17 protein-coding genes are annotated in these 19,767 nt (G+C 60.0%); 8 read left to right on the plus strand and 9 right to left on the minus strand.

From position 1 onward, the window contains the following. Positions 1-491: 491 nt before the first annotated feature. From IG616_RS07760 to IG616_RS07785, 6 genes are all read right to left on the minus strand, one after another. Positions 492-1,691 (minus strand): thiolase family protein, encoded by a 1,200-nt coding sequence (locus IG616_RS07760; protein WP_192147591.1) that lies wholly within the window; start codon positions 1,689-1,691, stop codon positions 492-494. Next, entirely contained in the window at positions 1,688-3,154 is a 1,467-nt protein-coding gene (locus tag IG616_RS07765; RefSeq protein ID WP_192147592.1) for an AMP-binding protein, read from the minus strand. Before IG616_RS07765 ends, IG616_RS07760 begins: the two co-directional genes overlap by 4 nt. A 29-nt stretch (positions 3,155-3,183) precedes the next feature. Beyond that, complete coding sequence (locus tag IG616_RS07770) at positions 3,184-3,738, minus strand: biotin transporter BioY (RefSeq protein ID WP_192147593.1); 555 nt, start codon at positions 3,736-3,738, stop codon at positions 3,184-3,186. A gap of 50 nt (positions 3,739-3,788) precedes the next feature. After that, on the minus strand, positions 3,789-4,433 hold the full coding sequence (locus IG616_RS07775) for a CbiQ family ECF transporter T component (protein WP_192147594.1): 645 nt from the start codon (positions 4,431-4,433) through the stop codon (positions 3,789-3,791). Beyond that, positions 4,430-5,206: an energy-coupling factor ABC transporter ATP-binding protein gene (locus IG616_RS07780; protein WP_192147595.1), complete on the minus strand. Its 777-nt coding sequence runs from the start codon at positions 5,204-5,206 to the stop codon at positions 4,430-4,432. Before IG616_RS07780 ends, IG616_RS07775 begins: the two co-directional genes overlap by 4 nt. An 89-nt stretch (positions 5,207-5,295) precedes the next feature. Beyond that, positions 5,296-6,708 carry an aminotransferase-like domain-containing protein gene (locus tag IG616_RS07785; RefSeq protein WP_192147596.1) on the minus strand — a complete coding sequence of 471 codons (1,413 nt, stop codon included), beginning with the start codon at positions 6,706-6,708 and terminating at the stop codon, positions 5,296-5,298. A gap of 80 nt (positions 6,709-6,788) precedes the next feature. Here IG616_RS07785 and IG616_RS07790 point away from each other — a divergent pair, with 80 nt between their 5' ends. Then, a complete protein-coding gene (locus IG616_RS07790) occupies positions 6,789-7,385 on the plus strand; it encodes a LysE family translocator (RefSeq protein ID WP_192147597.1) in 597 nt (198 codons plus the stop codon). A 379-nt stretch (positions 7,386-7,764) separates the two neighbouring features. Then, positions 7,765-8,682 (plus strand): LysR family transcriptional regulator, encoded by a 918-nt coding sequence (locus IG616_RS07795; RefSeq protein WP_192147598.1) that lies wholly within the window; start codon positions 7,765-7,767, stop codon positions 8,680-8,682. A gap of 11 nt (positions 8,683-8,693) precedes the next feature. On the opposite strand, the gene purU is transcribed toward IG616_RS07795, so the two are convergent. Next, positions 8,694-9,551 (minus strand): formyltetrahydrofolate deformylase, encoded by an 858-nt coding sequence (gene purU, locus IG616_RS07800; RefSeq protein WP_192147599.1) that lies wholly within the window; start codon positions 9,549-9,551, stop codon positions 8,694-8,696. Positions 9,552-9,809: 258 nt separating this feature from the next. Here purU and IG616_RS07805 point away from each other — a divergent pair, with 258 nt between their 5' ends. Continuing rightward, positions 9,810-10,196 carry a YcbK family protein gene (locus tag IG616_RS07805; RefSeq protein WP_192147600.1) on the plus strand — a complete coding sequence of 129 codons (387 nt, stop codon included), beginning with the start codon at positions 9,810-9,812 and terminating at the stop codon, positions 10,194-10,196. A 51-nt stretch (positions 10,197-10,247) separates the two neighbouring features. On the opposite strand, the gene IG616_RS07810 is transcribed toward IG616_RS07805, so the two are convergent. Both IG616_RS07810 and IG616_RS07815 read right to left on the minus strand, forming a co-directional pair. Continuing rightward, positions 10,248-10,607 (minus strand): ArsC family reductase, encoded by a 360-nt coding sequence (locus tag IG616_RS07810; protein ID WP_192147601.1) that lies wholly within the window; start codon positions 10,605-10,607, stop codon positions 10,248-10,250. Between the two features lie 89 nt (positions 10,608-10,696). After that, complete coding sequence (locus IG616_RS07815; protein WP_192147602.1) at positions 10,697-12,043, minus strand: FAD-binding protein; 1,347 nt, start codon at positions 12,041-12,043, stop codon at positions 10,697-10,699. 176 nt (positions 12,044-12,219) lie between these two features. On the opposite strand from IG616_RS07815, the gene IG616_RS07820 reads away from it, so the two are divergent. The 5 genes from IG616_RS07820 (at position 12,220) to IG616_RS07840 (ending at position 19,475) form a co-directional block, all read left to right on the plus strand. Further along, complete coding sequence (locus tag IG616_RS07820; RefSeq protein ID WP_192147603.1) at positions 12,220-13,965, plus strand: adenylate/guanylate cyclase domain-containing protein; 1,746 nt, start codon at positions 12,220-12,222, stop codon at positions 13,963-13,965. A gap of 192 nt (positions 13,966-14,157) precedes the next feature. Beyond that, positions 14,158-15,744 (plus strand): ABC transporter substrate-binding protein, encoded by a 1,587-nt coding sequence (locus IG616_RS07825; protein WP_192147604.1) that lies wholly within the window; start codon positions 14,158-14,160, stop codon positions 15,742-15,744. 68 nt (positions 15,745-15,812) lie between these two features. Continuing rightward, on the plus strand, positions 15,813-16,787 hold the full coding sequence (locus IG616_RS07830) for an ABC transporter permease (protein WP_192147605.1): 975 nt from the start codon (positions 15,813-15,815) through the stop codon (positions 16,785-16,787). Between the two features lie 11 nt (positions 16,788-16,798). Beyond that, a complete protein-coding gene (locus IG616_RS07835) occupies positions 16,799-17,749 on the plus strand; it encodes an ABC transporter permease (RefSeq protein ID WP_192147606.1) in 951 nt (316 codons plus the stop codon). A gap of 10 nt (positions 17,750-17,759) precedes the next feature. Further along, positions 17,760-19,475 carry an ABC transporter ATP-binding protein gene (locus tag IG616_RS07840; protein WP_192147607.1) on the plus strand — a complete coding sequence of 572 codons (1,716 nt, stop codon included), beginning with the start codon at positions 17,760-17,762 and terminating at the stop codon, positions 19,473-19,475. Positions 19,476-19,767: the final 292 nt, after the last annotated feature.

Consider the following 19,767-nt stretch of genomic DNA (forward strand, 5'->3'; position numbering starts at 1 on the left):
GCTTCCTTGTCTTAAAGATCAGCGTACCTGCGTAACTCTTACTCCAAACCCCAACCTTCCGGTCAGAGCCTCGCAAGAACAACGCCGTCCACGCTTCCCTTCCTTCAAATCCTAATTGTCAAAGAACTCTAACCCGTTGGGCTAGATCGGTTTTCCATCTGCGCCTAAGCGAAAATCAGAAGACCAGAACCTCCGGAGAGGCCCGGAACAGAGCCGCCTTATCAACTATCCTAAGACCGTTGTCAACGCTCAATTCCAGTAATTTAGAGCGCAAGGCCCTGTCGCCAGCGACGTTGCCGCCGTCGATGAACCGGGTTATAGGCCCCGCCCCACGAACCGTCAACTCCTAAAACAAACTTTTTCAAACTTTGAAAAATCCCCCAACACTCACCCTGTGGACAAACACCCAACCAACACCCCAAAAACCAACAAAAACCCTCACAAAAAACCCAAAACATAAACATCCACAGAACCTTAACCCACAGTAAGAATTAGCATCCCGGCTTGAGCGCAAGCACGCTGGCCAGTCCGCCTGCCGCTGCAATGGCTGCAATTCCCCGTGCTTCGCCGGCTTCTTTTTTCAAATCTTTTTTCAAATCGTCCTTCAAGCCATGGAATAGGCGCACCGCAAGAATAGCTCCGGACGCCCCAATCGGATGGCCTCTCGCGAGCGCACCACCTTCCAGGTTCACTGTCGCCGGGTCCCAAGCCAGATCTTCAAGCGTTGCCATGGCCTGCGGGGCATAGGCTTCCATCAGCTCCAGCCGCTGATAGCGGGAAGGGCTGGTCCCTTCCCGTTTCATCAGCTCTTTGATGGCCAGCGTTGGAACAAGCGCCGGCTGATCTGGATTACCTCCAAGGGACAGGCCTGCTGTCACCTCCATGACCTGCCCCGTCAACGCCGGCTCTTTCCGGACCAGATCTCGAGCGAACTCGTCACTGGCGATCACGAGAGCTGCAGCAGCATCTGCTTCCACCGCCGTAGCTGCTGACAGGAGAGCCGTCTCACCTGCCCCGGCAAGAACCGGGCTGCGCAAGGCAACAGCCCCAGACAACAAACGAGTAAAGCTGTCCCGGGCGAGAGGCTCAGATTCCGGTCCAACCCGAACCAGTTCTCTTGAGAACAGCCCGGCAGCTTCTGCGGCCCTGGCCTTGGCATGGGAGTGAACCGCATAGGAGGCCTGATCTGCCCGGAGATACATCCGGTCCCTCGCAAGACGGCCTGCCGCCTCTGCCAGGTCCGGGTCTTCGAAGGGAGCAGGCGCAAAAGCGGGGCGCGTATAAGGAACAGGCGCCAGATCCGGCGAGAGCGGGCGGTGCGCACGCAAGGGCGAGCGGGAAAAACTCTCCATCCCCCCCGCGATCACACAAGAGGCCGCCCCGGATTCGATCAGACGAACCCCAAACAGGATCGCATCCAGACCGGAGCAGCATTGCGTATCAAGGGTCAGCGCGGGAACAGTTCTGGGAAGACCGGCGCGCAGGGCTGCCAGCCTGGCCGGGTTTCCTCCGCCATAAAGCGCATTGCCGAAGATGACGTGATCGACGGCGTCGCCAGACAGGCCGCACTGCGCCAGAAGAGCCTTGATGACCGGAGCGGCAAGCTCGTCCGCCTGCAAAGACTTGAAGGCCCCTCCCCTCGGCGCAACCGGTGTCCGCAGACCTGCCAGGATCACCGCCTTGCTGCTCATACCTTCAGCCCCTCCGGAGCGGCTGGCGGAGTCTTGCCCTCAGTGACCATCGCCTCCAGCTGCTTCAGGTCGATCTTGCCGCCCGGTGTCAGCGGCATTGCGTCCAGAAACAGAAACGCCCTCGGTGTCCGCGACCGTCCGAGTAGTGTGAGACAATGACGCCGCAGCCCGGCCCCTCCCAGTCCGGACCCCGTCTCCGTTTGAACCACGGCCACGAGAGCGGCTCCGCGCACCGGGTCCCGCTTTGCAACCACAGCCGCAAGGGCAACATCCTCATGCGAGAGCAGCACCTGCTCGACCTCCTCAGGATAGATGTTGAGCCCTGAAGTTATGATCATGCGCTTTTCGCGCCCAGCGAGATAGAGGAAGCCGTTTTCATCAAGCCAGCCACGGTCCCCGACGGTCAGCCATCCATTCTCGCGGGCAATTTCACTGCCGCCGCCGCAAATATAGCCATCGAACAGCATGGAGCTGCGCACCCAGATCGCTCCGGTCTCACCCGCTGGCAGCTCTTCCTGGTTTTCGCTGCGGATGGAAATCCCGACACCATAGGCAGCCCGCCCCACAGAGCCGTCCGGCGGATTGTCCTCGGGAGCGGAGATGGTGATGAAACTCATCTCTGACGCGCCATAGAACTCCACCAGCCGGGCACAGGGGAAAACCGACGCCATAGCCCTGCGGTCCGCTTCGCGCCATTTGGCGCCACTGGCAAGCACGAGCCTGACACCCTCCGCCGCACCGCTACGGCGCAGCTCTCCCGCCATGTAGTGGATCTGGGTTGGCGTGGCATAAAGAACGGATGGCCCTTCGGCCCGCAGACGCGCAGCCAGCCAGCGCGGATTGAAGCGCTCCGCGATTTCCACAACCGCTCCTGATGCGATGCCATGAACCGCTCCATAAAGGTGAAGCGAATGCACCATGTTGCCTGGAATGAGAACGCGGTCAGCTTCGCCGATTGCAAACTCCGCCGCGCTGACGGCGAAGCTGTCGAGCCAGGACCGGTGGCTGCGGCAATAGCCCTTCGGATCGCCGGTGGAGCCGGAGGTGAAGCCTGCGTAGAAAGGGGCATCTGCGGCGGGAGCGGCCCCGGCTGCATCCGTTGGTTCTCTCAAGGCAGTGCCCTTTGCCATGAGCGCCGGGAAGCTTCTCTCATCAAGGATGACAGAGGGCCGGGTTTGCGTCTCGATCCACTGGCGCCGCCGGTCCGGCCAGGCCGGATCATAGACCATGGCAACCGCTCCGGCCCGGGCAGCCGCAAAGAAGCCGATGAGAAGCCGGATGGGGTCTTCCAGGTACAAGGCGACCCGCCCGCCTTCCGGCAGGCGGGACCCAAGAGCCCGCGCAAGACACAGGATCTCATCGCTCAGCTGCCTGCGGGTGAGCGTGCGGGGGCCACAAGACAGCGCCAGCCGCTCAGGATCCGCCTCCGCCAGCGGCTGCACACTCTCGCCGACATATCCCATGGCGGATTGATCCAGCCAGATGTCCGGCTTCAGGAGCGGGACAGAAGCGCGCTCGGCAGGCCGCGCGCAACGGTTTCGGCCACGGCGGCGGCTACCACGACCTTGAGCAGATCCCCAGGCAGGAACACAGCGCTGCCCGCAGCGGCCTTCGCAAGGCTCATGTCCGCCAGGAAGGCGAGGCCTGGAATGCCGAAGAGATAGACAACCCCGATGCCGCCAACAGTGGCGGCAAGCGCCGCGGCAGGCAGGACCCGCCAGGACGCCGTCTTCTGCATGATCAGCCCGGCGGCAAGCGCTCCGAGCGGCCAGGCAAGGATGAACCCGGCGCCGGGAGACTGGAAGACCGCCAGGCCACCACGGCCACCGGCAAGAAGCGGCGCACCAAGGGCGACCAGGAACAGGAAGAGAAGAATGGAAAGGGCACCGCGAACCGGGCCAAGCATCACGCCGGCCAGCATGATGCCGAGGGTCTGGGCGGTTACAGGCACGCCACCGGCAACCGGGATGGCCAGCTTCGGCAAAAGGCCAAGGGCAGCGGTCAGAGCAGCATAAAAGGCGATCTGAACCAGAGTACGGTCATTCATGCTCATTTCCTTTTCCGGATCAGCCGGCATCCAACACGCTCCGGCATCCCTCAGGTTATTGTCCGCGCGGGCAGTGCGCCGGGATTGTTATCCGCCAGGCCATCTGCACTACCCCGCGCCGTCAGCGCTTCGGCCACATTGTCGGCCATGGCAAGAGACTGCAGCATGAACGGCCCCATCAGCCGCCAGCTGCCACGCTTGCCGGTGCGGGCCTGATAGGCTTCGCGCAAGGAGGAATATACACCGAGAAGCACCGGCGCAAATCTTAGCACAAGGGTGACCGCCAGAGCGGGCTTGCGGGGGGAGAAGCCGAACCAGCCGAGCGGCGCAAAAAGCCGCATGACGGCCTGAAGCATGTCATCCATCCGGGTGGTGATGGTCACGAGATTGGCCAGGAGGACCAAAGCCGCCAGCCTCTCGACCGAGACAATGCCTTCCCAGATGTCTCCGGTGATTGCGTGCAAGGCAAAGATCATTGCCAGCATGAGAGCCATAGGCCGCAAGGCTCTGAGTTCACCAAGCCCCCGCGTGCCGAGGCTCGCGTAAAGCCCCAGCACCAGAACCAGCACGGCACTCAAGACCGGAATGTCCTTGATGGGAAACACCGCCATGCTCACAACCGCCAGGCCAGTCAGCTTGAGCCAGGCCGGAAGCCGGTGGCACCAGGACCGGCCCGGCATATAGAGAGAGATCACAAGTCCTCTCCATTCAGCGGGGCCGCGGCCCGGACCTCAAGATCCACCTCATAGGCGGGTAGAACCTCCGCAGGCGGTCCGTCCATGCGAATGCGCCCCGCTTCCAGCCACACCACCCTGTCATAGGATCGCAAAAGGCTGAGATCGTGGCTGATCATGACGATCTTCTGGTCCAGCCCGTCCAGCAGCCTGTGGATCCGCCGGGAGGCCAATCCGTCCAGAGACGACATGGGCTCGTCCAGCACCAGCAGCCGGGGCTGCATCACCAGAACGGCAAGGATGCAGATCAGCTGTTTCTGGCCCTCGGAAAGTTCGGCAAACGGTTTTCCGGCAAGATGAGCGCATCCATGCTGAGCGAGAAAGTCGAGCGCTCCGGCCCGGGCCGTCTGTTTGGCCTCACCAAGCTGCGTCAGCCCGAAGGCGATCTCTTCTTCCACCGTCGGAAAGATGGCCTGGTGATCGGGGTTCTGGAACACGAAGCCCACATAGCGCGGCAGTTCGGCCAAAGCCTGTTTCGTTTCTGCACCGAAAACGCGGACGCTGCCCCGGGAGGGAAGGCGAAGCCCGTTCAGGAGACGGATCAGGCTGCTCTTGCCCGATCCGTTGAGGCCGACGAGACCGATGCGGCGCTCAGACAGGCGAAGGGAGATATCCGTGAGCACCTGACGATTCGACAAGGTCAGGCTGACACCCTCCAGCAGCGCATAAGGACTGGCGTCAGGATCAAAGGCTGCGGCGGCGCGGTTCTGCTGCCGTTTCCGAAAGAAAGCCATGTCTCGCGCAAGATCCTCGTTGTGCAGGGCGGAACATCCGCCCGACGCTTATTCACATCTTGCAATGAATTGTCAAAACGCGAGGCTAGTCAGGCTACCGGGCCCGGCAGATCCCGCGCCTGAGGCCGGGGATCCGCCAGCACCTCCGCAACACGGGTTACGGCAGTGCGGAACTCGATACCGCCTGCGATCGATCCGAGACACAGCCGCATGAAGGGCGCGGGCCTGCGGTCCGATGCCTGGAAATACCGGGAGGAAAGGCTTGCAACACCTCTGCGCCGGAGCTCTGCCTCCACGGCCCCCGGATCGGTTTCCGGGTCAAGATGCAGCCAGCCGAACACCTTGTCGGGTCCGCCTTCGAACCGCCCGCCGCCAAGCAGCTCCCGGGTCATCTCAAACCTCGCCTCGTTGGCCCGGCGCTTTTCCTGCAGAACGCGCTTCAGCGTTCCGTCGGCAATCCAGCCGGATACGAGCTCGGCCGTGATCGGCGACGCCATCCAGGTGCTTTCGCCGATCAGATTGCGGACAGCGTGACCGTATTCCCTCGGAACATGGACAAAACCGATACGGCTGCCGGGAGAAAGCAATTTCGAGATGCTTGCGATGGAGGCTGTCAGTTCCGGCGCCAGTTCACCGATGGCGGGCAGCTCCTCGCGCACGAACGGCGTGTAGGGATCATCCTCAATGATTTTCAGCCCATGCAGTCTGGCAACTTGGACCAGTTCCTCCCGCTCCGCCAGGGTCATGGTATGCGTGGTGGGATTGTGCATGTTCGGCATCAGGAACACACCCCGCACCCCCTCGGTACGGGCAACCCTGCCAAGCGCCTCCGGATCCATGGCCAGAAACCGCCCGTCTACGCCACGGCGCATGGGCACCGGAACCAGTTTCAGGCCAAGATGCGGGGCCGAATTCAGAAGGGACGGATAGGTGAAGGTGTCAACCGCAACCGCATCCCCCTGCCGGAACAGAGCCTGCAGCAGAACCTGAATGCCATGCTGCGCGCCACAGGTGACCGCGATATCCGAGGGATCTGCAGACAAGCGGAACAGCTGGAACAAACGGGCCCCCGCTTCCCGGTGATGCGCAAGACCTTCCGAAGGCACGAAACCGTTCAGCCGTTCGATACCTGGCGTGCGGGACAGCCGGGCGAGCCCTTTCGCAAGATCCGGATTGAGATGCGGAAAGGCAAAGTTCCGGGCCAGATCCAGCTCCCCGGCCCGGTCTTCGCGCGGGATCAGGGGTGACGCCTCGATTTCCGCAGGCGCTACAAAGGTGCCTCGCCCGGTCTCGCCACGCAGAAGCCGCCTGCGCTCTGCTTCTCTATAAGCACGGGTAATCGTGCCCAGTGTCACGCCGAGCTGATAGGCAAGTTCCCGCTGGGGCGGAAGCTTCGTGCCGATTGCCAGCGCCCCCGAGCGGATATCTGCCTCCAGAGCATCTGCAACGGCAAGATAGATCGGCCCGGAGGCAGTCGAAATGTCTGGGCACCATATTGTCATGAATACAATAAATACATTGACGAAAACAAAGATGCAAGCGATTGCTTTGTCATCATTAATTGTATCGATTGTATCTCATTATGGACACCGCTGCTCTCGCTGCCTTCGCCCTGTTCGTTGCCGTGATGACCGGAACACCCGGCCCAGGCAATCTGACCTTCATGGCCATTGGCGCTACCTCCGGATACCGCACGGCCTTTCCGGTCATTCTGGCCTCACAGATCGGCTCCATCTGCCTGAACCTTTGCGTTGCCTTCGGTCTCGGGCAAGTGATGGCGCAGGGCGGAACCCTTGTGACGGTCTTCAAGGTCCTGAGCATGGGATATATGACCTATCTGGCCTGGCGGATCATATCGCTGAGCATCAAGCCCAAGGGAACCGTAAGTCTGCCGAGCTTCTGGGAAGGGCTCCTGATCCATCCGCTCAGCCCTAAGACCTGGGCCATGAGCCTGGTCGCCTTCACGACATTCTTTGCCGGCAATGGTCTCGGCCTTGGTGAAAACGCCCTGATCCTGACGGGGGGCTTTATCACGGGCGGCATGATCTCCCACTCCATCTGGGCGCTCCTTGGCGTCTCGATCCTTTCCCTATTGGGAGAAGGCAAGGCGCTCCGGATCACGACCGTGCTGATGGCCGCAGGCATGCTTGCGGCCACCGCCTGGGCGATGCTGCTCTGAGCAGCAAGCGCTTACTCTTTATCTGAGACGATACTGTCGCAGCGATGCTCCAGTTGGGCTCTTAATTCGCGCCGCCAGCTCTCATCCAGACTGCCTCCCAGACCAGTCCGCGCATAGAGCCCAGCATCGCGAAGCAGCGGCTCAGACAAATGGGCAAGGTCAGCACGCAGCGGGTCCCTGCGGAAAGCCAAGCCCAGGCGGGACATAAGGGATTTCAGGGCAGTCTTGATCAAAAAAGGCATAGCACGGCCATTCTGCCGAACAGGTGTGTCCGCAGTCATTGGGGAGATACTCCAAAGGGTTGCGGCAAGAGTAATGGCGGAATAGGATCTGGCTGACCAACCAAAATTCCGCTCACCTGCATAAGGAGAGCTTATGCATGAACCAGCCTCTTCCTCCCCTTTCGGCAATCCGCGTATTTGACGCGGCCAGCCGTCACCTCAGCTTTACGCGTGCTGCCGATGAACTTGGCATGACCCAGGCTGCGGTCAGCTATCAGATCCGTATTCTGGAAGAGAACCTGGGGTTTCAGGTCTTTGTGCGCCTGCCCCGGCGCATTGAGCTGACGGAGCGGGGTATCCGCCTTGCCCAGCGTGTCACCACATCCTTCGCGGATTTGAGGGAGGCATTTTCGGAGGTCAGAAGCAACACCGCGTCTCTGCTGACCATTTCCAGCAACACGACCTTCGCGATGCGCTGGCTGTCGCAACGCATTCATTTCTTCGAGCTGGAGTATCCGGATCTCAACGTCAGGATCATGCCCTACGGGCCGGCCTCTTCCCCGGAGTTTCAGAGTGCAGACGTGGTTTTGGCCGCCTGCTATCCGCCACCGCAGGACTGGCACAAGATTGCCATTGTCCGGGCCAATTGCACACCGTTGCTTAGCCCGAAGCTGGCGGCATCTTATGGCCCCATCACAAAGCCGGAGGACTTGCTCCAGTTTCCGCTTATCGACGCGCATGATCCCTGGTGGCAGATCTGGTTCGCAGAAGCGGGCCTGCCGGATATGGACTTCAGCCATCTGCCCTCTTCGCGCATGGGATCACAGGCACTGGAGGCCAGCCGTGCCATTTCCGGTCAGGGGGTTGCAATCCTGACCCCCTATTTCTGCAAGGAATCCCTGGAGCGGGGCGAGCTTATCCAGCCCTTCGAGCAGGTTTCGGAAGTCGAGGGAGAACACTGGTCGCTGAGTTATTCCAAACTCAACGGCCGGTCCCGGAAGGTCCAGCTGTTCCGGGACTGGATTCTCAGCGAATTGCAGCGCGATGGAATTCTCATGGAAAGGGCAATGGCCTAAGCCCCTGAGCTTTATTGGCTGAAGACAATCGTCTTGTTGCCGACGATGATCACCCGGTTCTCCATGTGATACTTCACGGCACGGGCCAGAACGCGGGATTCAATATCGCGGCCACGGGCCACAAAATCCTGAGCGGAAAGCGAGTGGCTGACGCGCTCCGCGTCCTGCTCGATGATCGGACCTTCATCAAGATCCGCGGTCACATAATGCGCCGTTGCACCGATCATCTTCACACCGCGCTGATGCGCCTGATGATAGGGCCGTGCGCCTTTGAAACTCGGCAGGAACGAGTGGTGGATGTTGATCACCTTGCCGAACAGACGCTTGGACACAGTGTCGGAGAGAACCTGCATGTAGCGGGCAAGCACCACGAGATCAGCGTCGGTCTCGTGAACCAGCTTCAGCAAACGTTCTTCCTGTTCAGTCTTGTTCTCCTTGGTGACCGGCCAGTGATAGAAAGGAATACCCTGGATTTCAGCGGTCTGGGCGCTGTCCTCGTGGTTGGACACGATGGCGACAACCTCCGCGTCCAGCCAGCCGACCCGGATCTGATAGAGAAGATGCAGAAGCGCATGGTCGAATTTGGAGACCATGACGATCATCCGCGGCCGCCGCGACATGTCATTCAGGGATGTTTTCATGTCAAAACGGGAAATCGCCGGAGCCAAGGCGCGCTGGAGGCTTTCCACTGTCGCGTTTTCGGGCGCCACGAAGGCAATGCGCATAAAGAAGCGGTTCGTCACCTGATCCCAGAACTGATTGCTCTCCGCGATATTCGCACCCAGATCGGCAAGCTCGGTGGTGACGGCTGCAACGATACCTGGCTGGTCCTCACAGGACAGCGTGAAAACAAAACGATGGTTGGACACTTCTTCTTCTCCATGACCGCACTGGCCGGTGCGCGGCGCCTCTCTTCCCCCAGCTGAGCCGGACAGTCAAGCAGAACAGCCCTTAAGCTGGCAGCATCCCCGCGCCGATGAGATGCCCGGCGCCGCTGGAAATTAACAAAAACTCACCGGCTCAACGCCAATTTGATGCAATTTTAACTATGTTTGTCACGATTAACTTAACCAAGCCGCGCGAGAGTCCCTCCTGGGAAGGGACGATTGATTGGAAGGGACCGGGTCATGAAACTGCCCGCCAAAAACCTCGCGTGTATTGTCGCTGCGTCTCTGCTTCTGTCCGGATGCGCGGGCTGGTTCTCAAGCAGCGATGTCGCCTATCACGACACACGCTGGTGCGTTCCGGGCAAGCTCAAGCGTGTCATCAATCGCGTTGCAGACCGCTATGGCCATGTCACCGTGACCTCGACCAATCGCTGGTGGCTGGAAAACTGGTGGAAGGGCGGCGCGAGCAGCTCCTATCACCTGAGCTGCGACGCCGTTGACTTCAAGGTGCGCGGCAACCCCAGCTCCGTCATTGCCTTCCTGAAGGCGCAGAAGGAAGTCGGCGGCTACAAATATTACCGCTCCGGCCACTACCACATCGACATAGGCCCGCGCCGGACCTGGTGACGTGCCCATCTGAAGTTCGAAGGAGCCCCGGGACCAGCCAGGCTGGCCGTCTCAGGCCAGCTCACCAAGCTCCAGCGCCATCTCCCAGGCAACCGGATCGTATCCGAGCAGGGTCTTGACCTTGCCTTCCGCAATCGGACGCTTGATGGCCGAGGGATGCTCCAGCATGATCTCAATGGCAGTGTCCGCGCTGGTCACGCCGTCCTTGATGTCCTCATCCAGCTTCCGCCAGGTGGTGCCCTTGCGGTTCAGAACCATTTCCCAGCCGAACTCGTCAACGAACCCACGCAATTTGACCGGATCCACGCCGTCTTTCTTGTAGTCGTGGAAACTGTACTCGACACCAGCTTCCTCAAGAAACTTGCGGGCTTTCTTGACCGTATCGCAGTTCTTGATGCCGTAGACTTTCATGCCAGACCTTCCTCCAGTTTGCGCCCGAATCGGAGCAAACCTTTGCCTTTCACTCTTGAGGTTTCAACCCCCCATGACGCAGGCCACGTTCAGATGGCGAGCTTGCCCGGATTCATCAGGCCATAAGGATCCGCAATCCGCTTGAACTCCGGCTGCGGTGCATCGACCCTTTTCCAGCCCGCGTTGTTCAGCACATAGGTATGCGGATTGGAAACCTGCGCGCCCAGCGCCTCGATCCGTGCCATGACCTCGTTCAGCCGCTCATCGGTGGAGTAGCTCACCAATGGCAGGGCGGAACAGGTTACCCTGCCAAAACGGCGCTGAAACTCCAGATGCAGCAGCACCTCATCGCCAAATTCGGTAGCCACCTTGTCCACGATCTCCAAATTCGAGCCCGGCGGAAACCGAAGCTGAAGGTAGGTGATCGCGGGGTCGCGCTTGAGCGCATGGAGCGTCGTATGGTTCCAGGTGTATTCATAAAGCGGGCCGTAGCTGCCATGCCCTTCGAATGCGGCAGCCTGTGCCTCCTCAGCGCGCCGCTCAAACACCATTTCGCCGCCAAACTGCGCAGCCAGATGAGCCATGGCACCGGCCTGGGGCTCGCTCACCATGATGATCGCTGCCGCCTTTCCTTCCGGCACCAGCTTGCCCACACGGCCCAGCTTGGGTGGAATACGCTGATCGAACACCGAGACCAGCTTCTTTGCGATGCCGTCAGCCTCGGTGAAAGCCTGACCGAAAGCAGCAGCTTTCTTAAGGTCCGGAAAGGCCACGATCCGTTCAGCCCAGGGATGGGCCGGCGCCAGCGGTACGGTTACGGAGACGATGATGCCGTTGATGCCATAGGCGTGGAGCACCTTGAGGACGTCGGGCCCATCCAGCCGGATCAGCTTCGGCTCTTCCTCGACGGTCACAACTTCCACCGCCAGAACGGCTCCCGGATCAGCAAGCTGCCCCCAGGTGCAGGACCCGGCCCCAGCAGCCCCACCGGCAACAAAACCGCCGATCGTCGCCTGTTTCCGCGTTGAAGGATAGAACCGCAACTCCCAGCCCATGGGCGCCAGCGCCTTGTCGATCTCCAGCATCGTTGCCCCTGCCTCGAAGGTACCGGCGCCCGGAAAGACATCAACCACGCGATCGAGGCCAGCCATGTCGATGACGAGCCCTCCCTTGAGAGGAACGGCTTGTCCATAGTTGCCGGTCCCTCCCCCGCGCACCGTGACAGTGCTGCGGGATTTGGCTGCAGCTGCCGCAACTTGCATCACATCTGCGATCGTCTTCGGCCGGACGACCAAATCCGCCCGGCAGCTTTCCAGCTCCCGCTTCAAAATGGGAGAGAACCAGAAAAAATCCCGGCTTTTGAGCCGCAAGGTTGCTGGATCACTCGCCAGTTCCAAATCCTTCAGATCGGTTTCCAGCTGGGACGATATGGACACGTAATGGACTCCAGGCTTGTCATGAGCGGCACCTGCCCTTAGGGAACAGTCCCGAGCCAGGCATTTTCTCGTGCTGATGAAGCAATCTACGCGCCAATCGAAAACCTGGGCGCGGTTCCCTGGAACCTAGTGTATCAACTATCAGAGAACGATCCCCAACCTGGAAGCCACATTGCATGAGCAAGCAGATCAAGCACCCGCCCAGCAGCGGCCCCCTGGAGCAACGCATCCGGCTCGCGTCCGGGCTGGTTTTGTTTTCATTTGCGCTGATGCATTTCCTCAATCACACCCTGGGCAACATATCCCTTGAGTGGATGGAATGGGGACTGGGGCTCTTCGGGATCATCTGGTACTCGGCCGCCGGAGCCGTCCTGCTCTACTCAGCGCTTCTGACCCATGTCTGTCTTGCGCTGTGGAAGACCGTCAAGCGCAGAACGTGGCGTATGCCGGTTTGGGAAGCATTGCAGCTCTGCCTTGGTCTTCTTATTCCCTATGTGCTCATCAAACACATTATCGTCACCCGTGGCGCAACCATGCAATTCGGCTCGGCCATCGGCTACAAGTACGAGCTGTTCTCGCTTTGGCCCGGCAGTGCCATCCTGCAAAGCGGTCTGCTGGTCATCGTCTGGCTGCACGGCTGTATCGGCCTGCATTACTGGCTGAGGATGAAGCCATGGTACGCCCGTCTCCGCACGACGCTTGCCTGCATTGCTTTGCTGATCCCCATTCTTGCACTCACCGGCTGGACCTCCGAAGCGCGGCGGGTCATCCTCAACGGCAAGGGCTTCACGGCAGAAGGCATTGCAAGCCACACGGGCCAGACCAAAGGACTTCCGTTCCTGACCGTTGAACAGAAAGCCGCCCTGCTGCAGCAGGTCGAGATCGTGCGAAACGGCTTCTATCTCCTGGCCCTTGCCCTGCTCGTGTTCATGATCGCGCGTCACGTCTACAACGCCTTCTCGCGCAAGATCACCATTCAATACCTTGACGGCAGGACGGTGAAATCAACTCCTGGCCCAACCCTGCTTGAGATCAGCCGGATGAAGAGTATCCCGCACATGTCCGTCTGCGGCGGACGCGGGCGGTGCTCCACGTGCCGGACCCTGATCCTCTCAGGTCAATCCGGGCTGGCGCCTCCCAATGCCATCGAACGGCAGGTGCTGAAGCGCATCGATGCCCGCTCCAACGTGCGCCTTGCTTGCCAGTTCCGTCCCGTCGACGACATGGTGGTGCGGCCTCTCTTCAATGCCACACGGCCTCTGGTCCGCGAGGGAATCTACGACCGCTACCGCTGGGGAGTGGAGCAACAGATTGCGGTCATGTTCATCGATCTGCGCGGGTTCACCTCGCTCAGCGAGGGCAAGCTTCCCTTTGACGTGGTTTTCATTCTCAATCGCTACGTGGACGGCGTCGTCCGTACAGTTCAAAAAGCGGGCGGCATGGTCGACAAGGTCATGGGCGATGGTGTCATGGTTCTCTTCGGAGTGGAAACCAACCTCGCGGAAGGTGTCACCTCGGCCCTTGCCGCAATCTCGGCCCTGAATTCTGAACTTGCGCAGGTGAACGAGGACCTCAAGGGCCATATCGACAAACCACTGCGTATCGCGGTGGGCATGCATGCCGGCACCGTCATTCTGGGCCGCATCGGACTTGAGGGACGCGGCGGCGTCGCCTCCGGCCTGACCGCGCTAGGGGATGTGGTCAATGTGGCAAGCCGCCTGGAAGGCGTTGCAAAAGAAGAAAATGTTGTCGCCGCGATTTCTCACGATGTTTTCGACGCAAGCGGCTTCTGGCCAGACAAGCCCGGAGTCACACGCCATGTGACCGTTCGCGGCCGGCAAGCGCCTCTCGCCGTCGCATGTATCGCGGATATTCGCCAGCTATCGGTCCCCACTCCAATGCCGGTCAGCAGATCAGCATAATTATCAAGGACATAATCTTGCTCATTCCGCCACGGAAGGATACGAATGATGTGAACTCGCCCTGAAACTCCGGCGCATTGCAGCCCAACTGCATTCCAGTGGACGGGAATGGATCCGTTGCAGAGCTCACCGGCCGGAATTCTGTGCGAGGTTGAGAATGTCCGATTAACCGGATCAAGCATGCGAGGGGTCATGAGAAACTTCGGAAAGAGTTTTGCCGCAATCATTTTAGCGGCCAGTGCAATGGTTCCGGCAGCACATGCGGAAACGCTGAAGTTTGCTTATCAAGGACCTCTGACGCAGTTAGATCCCTACAGCTTGAATGAAACTTTCACGCTTTCGATGCTCGGAAACGTCTACGAAGGGCTGATTCGCCGGAACGAAAAGCTTGAGATCGAACCTGCCCTTGCAGAAAGCTGGGAACTGATCGAGCCGACCCGGTGGCGTTTCCATTTGCGCAAGGGTGTGAAGTTCCAGAACGGGAACGACTTCACTGCCGAGGACGTTCTTTTTTCCGTGTCACGGATGCGCGGAGAAGGTTCGGATCTGGCGTCCCGGGTCCCCAAAGACGCAAAAGTTGAAGCCATCGACGACTACACAGTCGACTTCGTTCTCTCTTCGCCAAATCCAATCCTGCCTTCCGAATGGGAAACCATGTTCATCATGGACAAGGACTGGACGGAAGAACACGATGCGGTGAAAATCACCTCCGCTGCCGACACGACACCCAACTATGCCAGCCTGCATGCCAACGGCACTGGCCCCTTCAAGATCTCCATGCATGAACCAGGTGTTCAGACCACCTTCGAAAAATTCGATGGCTGGTGGGATACGGCAAGGCACAATCTGGACAAGGTGGAGTTCACCCCCGTCAGCTCCGATGCGACCCGTGTTGCTGCGCTGCTCTCCGGGGAAATGGACATGGTCTATCCGGTGCCCGTGCAGGATCTGAAAAGGATCGACAGCAACGACGGCACCCGTGTCATGACCGGGCCGGAACTGCGCACCATCTTCCTTGGCATGGATCAGATGCGCGATGAGCTGCTCTATTCCAGCGTCAAGGGCAAAAACCCGTTCAAGGATGTCCGCGTCCGCAAGGCCTTCTACCAGGCAATCGACATTGAGGGGATCAGCCAGAAGATCATGCGCGGCATGTCAACGCCATCCGCGCTCATGATTTCGCCATTGCTCTTCTCCCGCTCCGGCGAATTTCACCGCTATCCGTACGACCCAAAGGCAGCGAAAGCCCTGCTGGAGGAAGCCGGCTATCCAGATGGCTTCTCCGTCACGATGGACTGCCCCAACGACCGATACGTCAACGATGATGCGATCTGTCAGGCCGTGGCATCCATGCTGGCGCGCGTCAACGTCAAGATCGACCTGAACGCGCAGCCAAAGGCCAAGTATTTCGCCCGCATTCTGCCTGCAGGCGGTTACAATACCTCCTTCTACATGCTGGGCTGGACACCGCCGTCCTTCGACAGCTGGAACATCCTCGCCGACCTCGAAGCCTGCCGGGATGAGAAGGGCAATGGTGGCGCCTTCAACATCGGCGGATATTGCAATCCCAAGGTCGATGAACTGGCAAAGCAGATCCTCGTGGAGAACGATCCAAAGACCCGTGATGATCTGATCGCCCAGGCCTTCACGCTGACCCAGCAGGATGTTTCGCACATTCCCTTGCATCAGCAGAGCCTTGCCTGGGGCGTTTCCGACAAGGTCACGCTCGCACAGCGCGCCGACGATCAGTTCCTTTTCCGCTTCGTGACCAAGAACTGATCTAATACGCACGTCCGCTTCCGGCATTACCGGGAGCGGCTGCCAGCTTCAAAACACGCAAGGTCCAGATGCTCGGTTTTGCCCTCCGCCGCCTTGTTCAGGCTCTGATCGTGATGCTTGCGGTGGCCCTGATCGCTTTTTCCATGTTCCGCTTCGTGGGAGACCCGGTCAACCAGATGGTGGGACTGGAGACCAGCATTGAATCCCGTGAAGCGCTGAGAGAAAGCCTTGGGCTGAACGACCCGCTGCCCGTCCAGTTCGCCCGCTTTATCGGCAACGCCGTGCAGTTCGACTTCGGCACGTCCTATCAGTTCCGCCAACCGGTCGCAGATCTCTTTGCCAAGCGTATTCCGGCAACCCTGGAGCTCAGTTTCACGTCAGCGCTCTTCGCATTGATTGCGGGAATTCCCATGGGCATCTACGCCGGACTGAACCGGGAGTCCTGGCTCTCCAAACTGTTCCTGTCGGTGTCCCTGATCGGCATTTCGCTGCCGACCTTTTTCATCGGTATTCTGCTGATCTTTCTGTTTTCCGTGACGCTTCAGTGGCTGCCGAGTTTCGGGCGGGGCGATGTGGTGGAGATCGGTTCCTGGTGGACCACCGGGTTCCTCACCGTCTCGGGCCTCAAAGCCCTGATCCTGCCGTCTATCACGCTCGGCCTCTATCAAATGACTCTGATCATGCGGCTGATCCGCGCCGAGATGCTGGAAGTCATCCGCACCGATTACATCAAGTTCGCCAGGGCCCGCGGCCTTAGCAACAGGGTGATCTATCTGCGCCATGCACTGAAGAACACGCTGATCCCGGTCATCACCATCACCGGATTGCAGCTCGGATCGATCATCGCCTTCGCCACCATCACCGAGACGGTGTTTCAATGGCCGGGGATGGGGCTCTTGTTCCTTCAGGCGGTGCAGAATGTCGATATTCCAGTCATGGCCGCCTATCTGATCCTGACCGCCTTCCTGTTCGTGTCGATCAACTTCATCGTCGACATTCTCTATTTCCTCATCGACCCGCGCCTGCGGGTGAAACAAGCCTGACGGAGAGGCATATGCGCCGCTCAGGACAAGACCAGACAAACCCCGCAGCAAGACCCGTGCTTAATCGAATACTGGACAGCGACCTCACCCACTCGTTCCTGCGCTCGAAAGTGACCGTCGCCGCAGCAACAGGAACCCTGCTTTTCTTTCTGGCGGCGCTTCTTGCTCCGCTGATCGCCCCGCATGACCCGTTTGACCTTGCGGGGCTTTCCATCATGGATGCCCGCATTCCACCGGTCTGGATGGAATATGGCGAGCCCCGCTTTCTGCTGGGCACGGACGATCAGGGCCGCGACCTCCTGTCGGGCATTCTGTATGGCTTGCGCATTTCGTTGATTGTAGGCGCCTGCTCGGTCTTTGCCGCGGCAGCCATAGGCATTTTCCTGGGACTGATCGCAGGTTATGCGGGCGGAAAGACCGATGCCCTGATCATGCGTATTGCCGATGTGCAGCTGACCTTTCCGGCCATCCTGATCGCCCTCCTGGTCGACGGCGCAGTGCGCGGCATCTTCGGCAATCTCGACCGGGAAGTGTTCTCCTTCTGGATCCTGATCTTCTCCCTCGCCCTGTCCTTCTGGGTGCAATACGCAAGAACCGTGCGCAGCTCCACTCTGGTGGAAAAGAACAAGGAATATGTCCAGGCAGCCCGTGTGACCGGAATTCCGTCCATCATCATCATGGTCCGTCACATCCTGCCGAATGTCCTTGGTCCCGTTCTCGTGATTGCCACCATCAATCTTGCGCTGGCCATCGTGACCGAGGCGACCTTGTCCTTCCTTGGCGTCGGCATGCCCTCCACCCAGCCATCCCTTGGAACGCTGATCTCGATCGGCAACGATTTCCTCTATTCCGGCGAATGGTGGATCGCGATCTTCCCCGGTATTGCGCTTGCCCTTCTGGTGCTGAACGTAAACCTTCTGGGTGACTGGCTGCGTGACGCCTTGAACCCGAAACTCCGCTGAGAGACCGGTTATGAGTGTCTTGTCGATCGATAACCTGACTGTCAGCTTCCCCGGCCGGAAGTCCACCTTCACGGCGGTCGAAGGCGTGTCCCTGACCCTTGAGGCCGGCAAGATCCTTGGCGTTGTGGGCGAAAGCGGCGCGGGCAAGTCGACGGTCGGCAATGCGGTCATCGGCCTGTTGCAGGAGCCGGGCCGGATCGCCGCCGGTGAGATCCGTCTGGATGGCGAGCGGATCGACCAGATGCCGGAGGCCTCCTTGCGCAAGCTGCGCGGCAAGCGGATCGGCATGATCTTTCAGGATCCCCTGACGTCGCTCGATCCGTTGCAGACCATCGAAGCGCAGCTTGTCGAAACCATCCGGGTGCATCTGCCGCTTTCACCGGCGCAAGCCAGACAGCGGGCACTGGAGTTGCTGAAGGCGGTTGGCATTCCCGGAGCAGAAGAGCGTCTTTCCCAATATCCGCACCAGTTCTCAGGCGGCATGCGGCAGCGCGTGGTGATCGCGCTTGCCCTTTGCGCCGAGCCGGAACTCATCATCGCCGACGAGCCGACAACGGCGCTGGACGTCTCCATTCAGGCACAGATCCTCGAACTGCTACGAAAGCTCTGCCGCGAACGCAGCGTCGCCATGATGGTCATCACCCACGACATGGGCGTGATCGCCGAACTGACCGATCAGGTGGCGGTCATGTACAGGGGCAAGCTGGTGGAGCATGGGCCGACCGCACAGGTCCTTGGCCACCCGAGCCACGCCTATACGAAAAGCCTGATTTCTGCGGTTCCAAGGCCGGATGTCCGGGTCGAACGCTTTCCGAGCGTGTCTTATATCGAAGAGGCTGCGGCGCCCTCCTCCACCATTGATCTGTCCACCCATTGGCTGGGCAAGACGCGCAATTTCGCTTCCGCCGGCGGACCGCTTCTCAGCCTCTCCGGCCTTTCCATGCGCTTTGAGACAAAATCGTCGGTCTTTCCGTCCCGGCGGCGCTATTTCGATGCGGTCAAATCCGTCTCCTTCGACATCATGGAAGGGGAAACCTTCGGCCTCGTGGGCGAGTCCGGGTCCGGAAAGTCAACCATCGCACGGCTGATCACTGGGCTCTATCACCCGACGGGTGGCTCGATCCGCTTCGCGGGGCAGGAGTTGACGGCCTTGAAGGAACGCAGCCAGATCCTCGCCATGCGGCGGCAGATGCAGATGATTTTTCAGGATCCGTTTTCCTCGCTTAATGCGAGGATGCGGGTACGCTCCATCGTCGCCGAGCCGATCAAGTTCCACCGGCTGGCCTCCTCCAACGCGGAAGTCCAGCAGATTGTCGGCGATCTTCTGGATCACGTCGGACTGGGAGCGGCGGCTGGTGACAAGTTCCCGCATGAGTTTTCCGGCGGCCAGCGGCAGCGCATTTCGATCGCCCGCGCTCTTGCCACCCGCCCGCGCTTTCTCGTCTGCGATGAGCCGACGTCCGCGCTGGATGTGTCGATCCAGGCCCAGATCCTCAATCTCCTGAAGGATCTGCAGGAAGAGCTGGGGCTGACGATGCTGTTCATCAGCCACGACCTCGCCGTGATCCGGCAGATGTGCAACCGGGTCGCCGTGATGCGCAATGGCGAGCTTTGCGAACTGGCGGACTGCGAGAGGCTGTTTACCTCCCCGGAGCACCCCTACACCCGCCAGCTTCTAACCCTGATGCCCTCCATGGAACTTCTGGCGGCATCGCCACAGGGCTGATTCGCCGGGCGCAGGGCAGGGCTTATGCGCGGTCAAATCAGGCCTGAGCCGTCGGAACTCTTGAGCGCAGAATCCTCTTTGCACGAAAAACCGGAGAAGAGATCGCTCCCTTCTCCGGCGTGCGTTTCAGGCAATGCTCAAAACACGGAGGCGACCTTGAAAACCGGCAGGTCTTTCAGAAATTCCGTAGGGGCATTTTAGCACTTTCCCGCGGTTTCTGAAGACCCCCAACGCTCAAATCAAAGGCAGTGCATGCCGCCACGTGCAAACATGCTTTGCAGCCCGCCTTATT

Source organism: Roseibium litorale (assembly GCF_014842915.1).
Lineage (GTDB): Bacteria > Pseudomonadota > Alphaproteobacteria > Rhizobiales > Stappiaceae > Roseibium > Roseibium litorale.